This is a genomic window from Reichenbachiella sp. (assembly GCF_965233835.1).
GTDB lineage: Bacteria > Bacteroidota > Bacteroidia > Cytophagales > Cyclobacteriaceae > Reichenbachiella.
In genome coordinates this window covers 2,969,739-2,981,280 of sequence record NZ_OZ247585.1, presented here as the reverse complement: position 1 = coordinate 2,981,280, position 11,542 = coordinate 2,969,739, and the positions used below count along the sequence as shown (strand labels likewise).

Genomic DNA, 11,542 nt, shown 5'->3' with positions numbered 1-11,542 from the left:
TGTTTAAGTAAAAGTTAATTAATCATCATATCAAATTCATACTACTCAGCCACAATTGTCAAATAGTGCTTCACTTTTTGTATGGTGTTAGGAGAACAACCGCATAATTTTTGAATTTCTCTAGAGGTATATCCTTTTTTGAGATAATTCTGAATGTCTCGATGTTTGATAAGAAATTTATCTGAAGACTCTTTTGATCCGAATTTCCTACCCGTTGTCAGTCCTTTCGCTTTCCTAGCACGAATTCCTGATTTGATTCGATAGCTCATTTGCTCACTTTCCAGTCTGGCTAGATCAGCCATAATTGTTACGATCAACTTGGTGAAGATTTCGCCAGACTGATCTTCTGTATTGATCGTTGTTCCCAGGTTGTGAATATAAATGGCCACCTTTTTCTTTCTGAGCTCTTCGATCAAGTTCAATACCTCATGAGTATTTCGGCCAAGTCGTGATACCTCGGATACCATCATACACTGAATTTTTTTGGCTTGTATATGTTGCAGAGCTGCTTGTAATACTGGTCTATCGAATATAGAAATAGAGAAGCCCGATGATTTCTCTGAAAATACCTTATCAATTGAAAAGCCCTTTACAGATTTCATGTCATTCAATTGTCGAGCTGTTGATTGCTCTTTAGTGGAAACCCTGGTGTATATAATTGCCTTCATGTTATGATTCAAAGTCTAGCTAAAAAGATAACAATATATAATGTCAATATCACGAGAAATTCAGAATTACACCATGTTTGATAACTAAGTTTAAAGGATAACAAAATTGTGTTGGTAATAGTTATATTTAAGTAATTGCTAAAATAATGAAACCATTTCCTTATTTTTGTGTTATAGTAAATACTAAAATACATAAGAATGAGTAGTAAGTGCATAAGGGTATTGGCTGATCCAGTACAAATCAAGGAGTGTAAAGAAACTATTGACTGTTTGGAAGAAAAACTATCTGAGGCAACTAAGGTTTTCAATCTTTCAGGTAATCCGGCAAGACTGAAAATTCTTTTCCTATTACATAGGGAAGATGAAATGTGCCCTTGTGATTTAAGTGATGTATTGGATATGTCCGTGGGCGGTGTATCTCAACATCTAAGAAAATTAAAAGACGGTGGTTTGGTACAAGACAAGAAAGTTGGACAAACGATTTTCTATTCTATCAAATCTGAAAATCTACTAATCATCAAACCTGTATTGGAAAGTTTATTAAATGAAACATTAGCTGTATGAGTACTTCAAATCTATCTTCGAAGAGTGCAGGAGCCGGAGTGTTTGCTGCAATTGTAGCTTCACTTTGTTGCATTACACCAGTATTTTCATTGCTTGCCGGAATAGGTGGTATTGCTGCTACCTTTTCATGGATGGAGCCTTTTCGCCCATATTTTATTGCATTGACCATTGGTGCACTAGGGTTTGCCTGGTATCACAAATTAAAACAAAAGACAACTGAAGAAGTCGTTTGTGCATGTGAAGATGACAAACCTTCGTTTTGGCAGACGAAAAAATTCTTAAGTATAGTCACAGTATTCGCCACTTTGATGTTAGTCTTTCCCAGTTACTCACACATATTCTATAATAACAACCCTAATTCTTCGATCATGATGGCCCAGGATAGTACACAAACAGCTACGCTAACAGTTAATGTTAAAGGGATGACATGCAGCGGATGTGAAAGTCATATTGTTCATGAAGTAAATAAACTTAACGGGATAAAAAGTGTGACAGCTTCTTATGCTAAGGGTTCTGCTTCGGTAGAATATGTGCTTTCAAAGGTGAAACGAGACGATATTATTACTGCAATAAACAATACTGGATATAAGGTGATGGATACTGATTCAGAAACAATATCACCATTGTCATTTGATGATGAGATAAGCTTTTATAAAGTACCATTGGTTTGTAATGCTGCTCCTTCCATTGGTTGTGGTAGCCGTTCGAAACCGGTCCTTAATGATTTTGAAAAATCTGACCTGGTTAAAGAAGCCTGGTTAAATCGTACAGGAACTGTTGTAGCTATTGTTTGGAACCACGACGAAAGCCATAAAGGAAGACGGCAACTCACCAACGAGATTTTTGACAAGCATGGGATGAAGGTAAGTGCATTGATGTCCGATGACTTTGCTAACAGCATGGATTCCTTTTCTAAACGAGAAGGATGGTATAAAGGAGCTGATGTCAATAAACTGAGCAAAGAGGAAGCCGAAATCATAGCTGATCAGTTAATGATTCCAATTATGGAGAAAACAAAAATGAACGCTGTTAATCAGCAAAAAATGAAGGACAAAATGGTCAATATGATTTATGATTTTTTCCTTAACTACAAGTCGATCACTGAGCTCAGTGATCCTGAAATCTACAAAGCTATGATTGCTGAATTCATTGAATACGGAGAAACCATAGTAGGCAAAGGCAATATGCCGACTCAGGATCAATTATGGAATGCCTGTTCAAACGGCTCTAAAAGTTGTAATCACAAAAGCTGTTCTTCATCGTGCAGCACAAAAAAATCATAAATATGGAAAAAGAAATCACCTTAAAATCGATACTTACTTGTCCGGAATGCGGACATAAAAAAGAAGAATCAATGCCGACGGATGCTTGTCAATATTTTTACGAATGTGAAAATTGTCAAAAGGTACTGAAACCACTTCAAGGAGATTGCTGTGTTTATTGTTCTTACGGCACGAATCCTTGTCCGCCAATTCAAGAGTTAGGTATAAGTGGTAGTTGCTGCAGTTGAGACATTAAGAATACGTTAATGTATAGCTTGAATCGATTTGAGTTTATCAAATAAATTTTAGGATACCAAAAACAGGAGCATCTTCGATGCGTTTATCTGTTGCGGATTTTGTCCCATTTTGGTTTAGAAACCTTATGGATGTGTTGCGTTAGGGTTCCTTTTTGTCACTGAAGTTTATCCCCCAATAATAACATGTAGGCTTGGCGATGGGTTTATATGTCTTGGATAAGCAATGTTTTTATGAGACATAACGACCGGCAGTAACCTGAGCTCTTACCTTCTTTCGTGATAAGGCTAATTGTATTAACATTTCGAACTGACCCGGGTGGTGAAGTGGTTTCGATTCCATCTTTGTAATAGGTAAATACATTCATCTTACTTGACTGCTTTTTATACCCATCGATTTGTGTGAAACAGAAATACAAAAAATAATTGGCTAATAATTAAATTATCGAGAATCTTGATGAGACATCGGACTTAATGACAAGAACATCCTACTAATCAGAGGTTTGGAATCAATAATCAGTCATTATTCAACAATTATCTAGCTTAAATAGGCCTTTATGGATAGATGAAATAACTACATCTAATAATTTAGGCTAGACTAAAATTATTTTTATATGAAGCAAATTATTAAATTTGCTTTCACTAATAATAATAAGAAATGGCAGCAACAATTATTCAGAGATCATCAATCATTGCAATTTTTATGGCGATCATATTTGCATGTGATGAGATAGTTCCAATGATACCAGCTGAAAATGAGCTACTCGATGGACCTACGGAGGGCTTATCTCATGCTGAGCATCTCCAATTTTTAAATGGGGACATTGCATTTAACGATGATGTATTTTCTTCAGCAACGGGATTGGGACCAAAATTCGTCGCCACATCCTGTGGTAGTTGCCATGCTGGAGATGGAAAAGGACATCCATTTACTACCCTTACCAGATTTGGTCAGACCTTACCTAATACAACACCAGACTTATCAATAGGCGGCCCTCAACTGCAAAACCGAGCCATTCCAGGATATGAGCCTGAAACAATACCTGATGGAGTACCTTTCATGAAGTTTACTCCTCCTGCTGTAACAGGGTTGGGTTTTCTTGCAGCGCTTACAGATCTACAGATACTTGAAAATGTCGATTCTCTTGATCAAGATGGCGACGGAATATCAGGAGTACCCAATTTCATAACTCCGCCGAATTATTTTGAACAGCAATGGTTTCATCAACCTGTCAATGGAAAAATAATAGGAAGGTTTGGCAAGAAAGCATCTGCCATTAATTTACTTCAGCAGACGGTTGGAGCGTATAATCAGGACATGGGAATTACTTCCACCTTCGAGCCATTGGACCCATCCACTCGATTAACTGTAGATCCGGAAGTATCTGATCAAACAGTTAGAGATGTGGTTTTTTATCTTCGAACACTCAAAGCTCCTATTCCAAGATCGGAAGAAGCTACAGAAGTGCTTAACGGAAAACAACTATTTAATCAGATTCAATGTACAGCTTGTCACATACCAGAGTGGACAACACCGGAATCTGATATTGAAGCATTGTCAAACAAAACCTTTTATCCTTATTCCGACCTGCTACTGCATGATATGGGGCCAGACCTGGACGATGGCTCTACTGAAGGGTCTGCTGAAACTTATGAATGGAGAACTCCACCGCTCTGGGGTTTGGGACTTTCACCTAATTCGCAGGGTGGTTCATACTTTTTGATGCACGATGGTAGGGCTAAAAGTATTAGTGAGGCGATTTTGTTGCATGGTGGTGAAGCTGAAAATAGTAAAAACCTATTCTCTTCACTTAATGATAGTGATAGAGAAGCACTGATAAAATTCCTTGAATCACTTTAGTATGGAACGAAGGGAGTTTGTTCAGAAATGTGGAATTGGATGTTTGGGTGTAATTGCATCAGGTCTACTGCTTGAGGGATGTGCAGGAACCCGCTACATTTCCGGAAACATAGAAGGCTCTTATCTGAGTCTGCCCGAAGCTGCTTATTTGAAAGAGGACAATAGCTATTTAAAGCATGTAGTAGTGCAGAATGAGGCACTGCAATATCCGATTGTCGTTTTTCGCTTCAATTCCAATGAATACAAAGCTTTGCTAATGAAATGCACTCACCAGGGTACAGAACTCCAGGTATTTGGTGACCGCTTGCAATGTCCTGCACATGGAAGCGAGTTTACCAGTAGAGGCAATGTGCAAAATGGTCCTGCTGATCAGACACTCCGAAGTTTTCAGGTAATTAAAGAATTAGAAACATTAAAAATTGACTTATCATGAGGTTTCAAAATTGGCTTTATATAATAGCCATCAGCTTCATTTCATTTCAGGCGAAGAGCCAAATTGATAGCACATTGCTAAAACGTACACCTGTCGATACCACTAAAAATTTGCTTAACATGGACGCGGTATATGACCGCCCGTTTTTAGATGTAGGGAAACTGCCGGTATCTGTGGGAGGTTATGTCGAGGCCGATTATCAATATATAGGTGAAGATGGGGTGACAGACGGGCACAGCTTCCGAATACCACGTATGACATTATTTGTAGCTTCCTCCATACACAGAAAGATCAAGTTCCTTTCAGAAATTGAATTTGAGGAAGGTGGTGAAGAAGTTGCCATTGAATTTGCTGCTTTGGATATAAGTATGCACCCACTGCTTAACCTGCGAGGTGGAATCGTAATGAATCCTATTGGAGCTTTCAATCAAAATCATGACGGACCAAAATGGGAATTTGTGGACCGCCCTATCGCTGCTACAGAAATGCTCCCAGCCACTTGGAGTAATGTAGGATTTGGATTGTATGGTAAATACTACTCGAAAGACTGGGCTTTCGGATACGAAGCCTACTTAACAAATGGATTTGATAACTCTATTATTGACAATGGAGAGAACCGAACCTTTCTCCCGGCATCAAAAGCAAACAAAGGGCGCTTTGAAGAGTCTTCCAATGGCGAGCCGTTGTTTACCGGAAAGATTGCTGTAAGAAACAATAAAATTGGTGAAGTTGGACTTTCCTATATGGGTAGCATCTACAATACTTACCAAAAGGACGGTTTGATCCTTGATGAAAAAAGAAAATTAGATGTGTTCGCTATTGATTTCAATACAACGCTGCCGATGTTTAATACCTTTATTGTTGGAGAATGGTCCTGGATTTTTGTAGATGTCCCGCAAACTTATACGCAACAGTATGGGGATAAGCAAAAAGGTGGATTTATTGATTTCGTGCAGCCAGTTGCCGCAGGAAATATATTCGGATTTGAGAATGCAACCTTCAACATCGCCATGCGTCTGGAATACGTAGATTGGAATGTTGGTAAATTTGAAGAAACCAAAGAAGAGATTGGAGATCATATTTGGGCATTAGTTCCTGCAATAAGTTTTCGCCCAACAGCTCAGACTGTGATACGTTTGAACTACAGATATATGCAACAAACTGACATATTAGGAAATCCACCAGCTAAGATTTCAGGTGTACAATTTGGACTATCTTCGTACTTTTAAGTCAAATGCTCGAAGAAAAACTAGAAAATAGAAACATTAAGCCTACCACCATGAGATTGCTTGTGCTGAGACAATTGGTAGAATGTGGTGCCGCAATCAGTCTTAGGGACTTGGAGGCTAAATTTGAAAAAGCGGATAAGGCAACATTATATCGCACACTAAAAACCTTTGAAGAAAAAAGACTCATTCACAGTATTGAAGACGGAACAGGGTCTTTGAAATACGCACTTTGCGAAGAAGGTTGCGAATGTGCACCACAAGATCAACACGTTCATTTTCACTGCGTAAAATGTGGTGAAACATATTGTCTGACGAAATCCAAGATACCTCAAACGCATATTCCTTCTGGATTCAAAGCTTCAAGTGCCAGCATGGTATATAAAGGGACCTGTGCAAATTGTGATTGATCAACTTTGCAAACAGGTTGCATTGTTTATTTCCTATGTTTGCCTTATGCGATCAATAGCAATCATATTGGCAATGTTTATTATGGGACTATCCTTAGTTCCATGTGCGGATAATGATTTGAGTCAAGATGACTCGGTATCGATCTCTGCATCCAATGCAGATCATGATCATGATGTCGATTTATGTTCACCGTTTTGTGTGTGTCAATGTTGTCAATCTCATTTTACGACACATCCTTCTTTTTATGCTAATCTAGTAGTGCTTCCATATATTCTTCTAGAAACTAGCTATTCAGACCTATTGACCGATGGGTTTCAAATGTCGGTTCTGCAACCTCCCAAAGTTTAAATTCAGTCTATCATAGGGATAAATCTGTTCCTATAGCTGATCGTGTAGATCGGCTATTCATTATTATTTCAAACTGAATATTAAACTCATTTTTATATGATCAATGCTTTAATTGAGTTCTCAATTAAGAATAAACTCTTAATTGCGTTACTCACTATAATACTTATAGTCACGGGCATTTGGAGTATTACCAAAGTTCCGCTCGACGCTGTACCTGATATCACTAATAATCAAGTACAGGTAATCACGCAGGCTCCTAATTTAGGAACTGAAGACATTGAGCAATTCGTCACCTACCCGGTAGAGATAGCTATGTCCAATCTTCCAGGAGTGGTAGAAATTCGCTCCATCTCCCGGTTCGGTCTTTCAGTAGTTACTATTGTTTTTGAGGATGACCAAGGAACCTACCTGCCCCGTCAGTTGGTAGCTGAAAAGTTAACAGAGGTGAAAGAGGATATTCCAAAAGGATTTGGCGAACCCTCGATGGGACCAATAAGTACGGGATTAGGTGAAATCTATCAATACACTTTAAAGGTAGATGAAGATCATCAAGGTCAATACACGCCTACAGACCTTCGAACCATTCAAGATTGGATTGTCCAGCGACAAATGGCAATGGTACCTGGTGTCGTAGAGATCAATGCTATTGGTGGTAAAATCAAACAATATGAGGTGGCCATAGACCCGGATAAGCTCAAGGCCATTGGTATCACTACCTTGGATGTGTTTCAAGCGCTTGAAAACAATAACCAAAACACAGGAGGAGCATATATTGAAAAAGACCATCAAGCAAATTTCATTAGAGGAGAAGGATTAGCTAGAAGCCTTAAAGACTTGGAGAATATCGTAGTGAAAACTACTAATGGTCTACCTATCCAGATCAAGGATGTTGCAAAAGTTCAATATGGATCTGCTATTCGCTACGGTGCACTCACTCAAGATGGAGTTGGTGAAGTTGTCGGAGGGTTGGTCATGATGTTAAAGGGAGCTAACTCCAATGATGTCATTTCCAATGTCAAAGAGCGAATGAAGCTAATCCAACAGTCACTTCCGGAAGGAGTGATTATTGAACCGCTGCTTGACCGAAGCAAACTGATTGCGAAGACCACTGGAACTGTTGGTCAAAACCTAACAGAAGGAGCTTTGATTGTCATTTTTGTGTTGGTCTTTCTATTAGGTAATTGGAGAGGTGGTCTGATCGTGGCATCCACAATTCCTCTTTCCTTACTATTTGCATTCATTCTTATGAATGTGTTTGATGTATGGGCAAATCTCATGAGTTTGGGAGCCATTGACTTTGGGATCATTGTAGATGGTGCAGTTATCATTGTCGAAAGCACTGTTTTCTTATTGCATGACAGGGTACTCAAAAAGCAATCCGTCACTAAGGAAATTAGAGATGAAGTAGCCTATAGTGCTTCTAGTAAAATGATGAATTCTGCCTTTTTTGGACAGTTAATTATCCTAATTGTATTTATTCCAATATTGGCTCTACAAGGTGTAGAAGGAAAAATGTTCCAACCTATGGCACTCACTTTCATGTTCGCCATGATAGGTGTCATGATATTGTGTTTGACTTATGTTCCTATGATGTCGGCTTGGTTCATTAGAATGGGTAATACGGACAAATTGTCCTGGGGAGATCGTTTCGTAGTATGGTTAGAAAATATATATGATCCTGTTTTGAGTAAGGCTTTGAAAAAGAGCTGGATACTGATGTCCTCTGCCATCGTGTTATTGGTACTCGCAATATTCACCTTTTCCCGAATGGGAGGTGAATTTATTCCTGAGTTGGACGAGGGAGATCTTGCCTTCCATGCCATATTAAAACCTGGCAGCTCCTTGACTGAAACAATTGAAACCACGACTAAGATTGAAAAATTAGTAAAGCAAGAGTTTCCAGAGGTGGAGAAAATAGTCAGTCGTATTGGCGTAGCAGAAGTTCCTACAGACCCCATGCCAATGGATTTAGCTGATGTTTTTGTTATTCTCAAACCAAAAGAAGAATGGACATCTGCTTCTTCAAAAGACGAGCTGGTGGAAAAAATGAAGAAGACTGTTGAGCAAATTCCAGGAGTTAATTATGAGTTCACTCAACCCATTGAAATGCGTTTCAATGAATTGCTTGAAGGTGTCAGAGAAGATATAGCCATTAAGCTTTATGGAGAAGACATCAATATTTTAGCTAGTAAAGCCGATGAGGTGGCTAAAATTATAGCAGGGACTCCGGGTATTGGAGATATGCGAGTGGAAGCCACAAAAGGTCTTCCACAAATGACAGTAAAGTACAACAGATACAAACTAGCTCAATATGGGCTTAATGTGAATCAGCTTAATTTGATACTTGAATCGTCATTCGCAGGTGGAAAAGCAGGTGTAATTTTTGAAGGGGAAAAGAGATTCGACCTTGTAGTGAGGTTGAATGAAGAGCATCGTAAGAGCATTGAAAACCTTAAAAACCTATACATAAATATTCCAAACGGTTCTCAAATCCCACTTAAGGAAGTGGCTGATATAAGTTATCAACCAGGACCAATGCAAATCAGCAGGGATAATACCAATCGAAGAATCTATGTAGGTATCAACGTAAGAGGTCGAGATGTGAAATCCTTAGTAACTGAAATTCAAGAAAAATTAGAATCCAAGTTGGAGCTGTCTGCAGGATACTACATCCGTTATGGTGGAGCATTCGAAAATCTGGAGCGAGCAAGCAAAAGACTACAAGTGGTGGTGCCAGTAGCATTAGGCTTGATCTTCTTGTTGATCTTCTTTGCTTTGAAATCATTCCGTCAGTCGCTTATGATTTATATGGCTATTCCCCTCGCTGCTATAGGTGGTGTATTCGCTCTTTGGTTACGAGGTATGCCATTTAGTATTTCAGCTGGTGTTGGGTTTATTGTGCTTTTCGGAGTGGCCGTTCTTAATGGACTTGTTCTGATTGGCGGTTGGAACGAATTGAAAGAGGAAGGAATGACAGACCTCAATCAACGTATTCGATTGGGTGCCAAGAGACGGATAAGACCAATCTTGTTGACAGCTCTCACAGATGTGCTTGGTTTTTTACCAATGGCTATTTCTAGCTCTGCGGGTGCAGAGGTACAACGTCCATTGGCTACTGTAGTAATAGGTGGAATGATCACTGCAACATTTCTTACCTTGTTCGTACTTCCTGTTCTTTACCAATGGGTTGAGAGTAGAACCGGCAAAATTACCTTACCAAAAGCAAGCCGAGCATCCGTGGTGATAGGTTTACTCTTTGTATTTTCAATAAATGAGTCTAAGGCACAGGGCTCCGGACAACAAATTACCACCCTTGAGCAAGCCATTGAAATTGGGTTGGCTAACAATGGGAATGTACAGGTAGCTAAAACCAATATCGAAGCAGAGCGACAAAATAAGCGAGGAAGTTTCAATCCAGGCAAGACTGATTTCGGTATTCAATACGGACAATACAACAGCTTCGAAAATGATTTTGCCTGGGAATTGAACCAAGGTTTTGAATTCCCTACTGTATATTCAAACCAAAGCAAATTGGCCAAAGCACAGATTTCCAGTTCTGAAAAGCTGCTTAAGATTACTGAAAACGAACTGAAAAGGAATATCAAGCAATCCTGGTACCAACTCGTCTATCTCAGAGAAAGGCAAGAATTATTGGCCTTTCAGGATAGCCTTTTCCGACGTTTCTTACATGCTGCTAACATTAGATATGAGACGGAAGCTTCTAGCTACTTAGAAAAAGCGGCAGCGGAAACGCGTGTCATGGAAATACAAAATGATCTGCAATTGCTACAATCAGATACCGAGATTGAAGAGTATGAACTAAGGGTGCTTTTGAATGCGAAAGATGAGATGACCTTTAATCCCGAACAATTGGGAGTAAGAGACCTCATTACTAATCTTGATTCAGCTCGAATAGATGATAATCCTCAGATGGCTTATATCATTCAGCAAATTGAAATTGCAAATGCAAATGTGTCCGTCCAATCCTCAAAAATGCTTCCTGGTTTATCCGTTGGATATTTTAATCAATCTTTAACGGGAATAGTAAACGCCAATGGAGAAATTGCTGGTTCTGCAGATCGTTTCAGTGGCATTCAAGCTGGTATATCCATTCCATTGTTTTATGGATCTGATAAAGCAAAAATCAAAGTTGCAAAGCTTAAGAGTGAAATGGCACAAACGAGAGCTGATTACTTTTCAACAGTATTAAAAGGTCAATATGACCAGCAGTTGCAAGCGGTTTTCAAATATCGAGGTAGTCTGAATTACTATCAAGCAAAGGCGGTGCCTCAAGCTGAATTAATTATCCAAAACGCTCAAAAGAGCTTTGAAAATGGAGCCATTGATTACGTGGAATACTTTCAAAGTCTCAATCAGGGATTGCAATTAAAATTCAATTACCTCAATACGCTAAATGAGTACAACCAAGCCATAATAGATTTGGAATACCTCATAGGCCAATAATTAATAGAAGAAATTAAACGAAATCGAGGGTATAAAATACTCTCCGAAACG

10 protein-coding genes are annotated in these 11,542 nt (G+C 39.0%); 9 read left to right on the top strand and 1 reads right to left on the bottom strand.

The genetic code is table 11. The features are described 5' to 3' along the window. Positions 1–41: 41 nt before the first annotated feature. Positions 42–668 carry a recombinase family protein gene (locus ACO6S2_RS12580; RefSeq protein WP_422358907.1) on the bottom strand — a complete coding sequence of 209 codons (627 nt, stop codon included), beginning with the start codon at positions 666–668 and terminating at the stop codon, positions 42–44. 198 nt (positions 669–866) lie between these two features. On the opposite strand from ACO6S2_RS12580, the gene ACO6S2_RS12575 reads away from it, so the two are divergent. From ACO6S2_RS12575 to ACO6S2_RS12535, 9 genes are all read left to right on the top strand, one after another. Beyond that, positions 867–1,232, top strand: coding sequence for an ArsR/SmtB family transcription factor (locus ACO6S2_RS12575; RefSeq protein ID WP_422358906.1), 366 nt, complete (start codon positions 867–869; stop codon positions 1,230–1,232). Then, the gene (gene merTP, locus ACO6S2_RS12570) at positions 1,229–2,515 is read left to right on the top strand and encodes a mercuric transport protein MerTP (protein ID WP_422358905.1); all 1,287 of its coding nucleotides are present in this window, start codon (positions 1,229–1,231) and stop codon (positions 2,513–2,515) included. Before ACO6S2_RS12575 ends, merTP begins: the two co-directional genes overlap by 4 nt. 2 nt (positions 2,516–2,517) lie before the next feature. Then, positions 2,518–2,742: a GDCCVxC domain-containing (seleno)protein gene (locus ACO6S2_RS12565; protein WP_422358904.1), complete on the top strand. Its 225-nt coding sequence runs from the start codon at positions 2,518–2,520 to the stop codon at positions 2,740–2,742. 709 nt (positions 2,743–3,451) lie between these two features. Then, positions 3,452–4,609 carry a di-heme oxidoredictase family protein gene (locus ACO6S2_RS12560; protein ID WP_422358903.1) on the top strand — a complete coding sequence of 386 codons (1,158 nt, stop codon included), beginning with the start codon at positions 3,452–3,454 and terminating at the stop codon, positions 4,607–4,609. A 1-nt stretch (position 4,610) separates the two neighbouring features. Beyond that, entirely contained in the window at positions 4,611–5,042 is a 432-nt protein-coding gene (locus tag ACO6S2_RS12555; RefSeq protein WP_422358902.1) for a Rieske (2Fe-2S) protein, read from the top strand. Beyond that, on the top strand, positions 5,039–6,271 hold the full coding sequence (locus tag ACO6S2_RS12550; protein WP_422358901.1) for a hypothetical protein: 1,233 nt from the start codon (positions 5,039–5,041) through the stop codon (positions 6,269–6,271). The genes ACO6S2_RS12555 and ACO6S2_RS12550 overlap by 4 nt, the downstream gene beginning before the upstream one ends. Before the next feature lie 5 nt (positions 6,272–6,276). Next, positions 6,277–6,678 (top strand): Fur family transcriptional regulator, encoded by a 402-nt coding sequence (locus tag ACO6S2_RS12545; RefSeq protein ID WP_422358900.1) that lies wholly within the window; start codon positions 6,277–6,279, stop codon positions 6,676–6,678. Positions 6,679–6,724: 46 nt separating this feature from the next. Then, positions 6,725–7,027: a DUF6660 family protein gene (locus ACO6S2_RS12540; protein ID WP_422358899.1), complete on the top strand. Its 303-nt coding sequence runs from the start codon at positions 6,725–6,727 to the stop codon at positions 7,025–7,027. 96 nt (positions 7,028–7,123) lie between these two features. Continuing rightward, positions 7,124–11,491, top strand: coding sequence for a CusA/CzcA family heavy metal efflux RND transporter (locus ACO6S2_RS12535; RefSeq protein ID WP_422358898.1), 4,368 nt, complete (start codon positions 7,124–7,126; stop codon positions 11,489–11,491). Positions 11,492–11,542: the final 51 nt, after the last annotated feature.

Excerpts from the sequence above, each read along its gene's own strand:
- ACO6S2_RS12580 (WP_422358907.1), bottom strand. The coding sequence starts at position 668 with ATGAAGGCAATTATATACACCAGGGTTTCCACTAAAGAGCAATCAACA.
- ACO6S2_RS12575 (WP_422358906.1), top strand. The coding sequence starts at position 867 with ATGAGTAGTAAGTGCATAAGGGTATTGGCTGATCCAGTACAAATCAAG.
- merTP (WP_422358905.1), top strand. The coding sequence starts at position 1,229 with ATGAGTACTTCAAATCTATCTTCGAAGAGTGCAGGAGCCGGAGTGTTT.
- ACO6S2_RS12565 (WP_422358904.1), top strand. The coding sequence starts at position 2,518 with ATGGAAAAAGAAATCACCTTAAAATCGATACTTACTTGTCCGGAATGC.
- ACO6S2_RS12560 (WP_422358903.1), top strand. The coding sequence starts at position 3,452 with ATGGCGATCATATTTGCATGTGATGAGATAGTTCCAATGATACCAGCT.
- ACO6S2_RS12555 (WP_422358902.1), top strand. The coding sequence starts at position 4,611 with ATGGAACGAAGGGAGTTTGTTCAGAAATGTGGAATTGGATGTTTGGGT.
- ACO6S2_RS12550 (WP_422358901.1), top strand. The coding sequence starts at position 5,039 with ATGAGGTTTCAAAATTGGCTTTATATAATAGCCATCAGCTTCATTTCA.
- ACO6S2_RS12545 (WP_422358900.1), top strand. The coding sequence starts at position 6,277 with ATGCTCGAAGAAAAACTAGAAAATAGAAACATTAAGCCTACCACCATG.
- ACO6S2_RS12540 (WP_422358899.1), top strand. The coding sequence starts at position 6,725 with ATGCGATCAATAGCAATCATATTGGCAATGTTTATTATGGGACTATCC.
- ACO6S2_RS12535 (WP_422358898.1), top strand. The coding sequence starts at position 7,124 with ATGATCAATGCTTTAATTGAGTTCTCAATTAAGAATAAACTCTTAATT.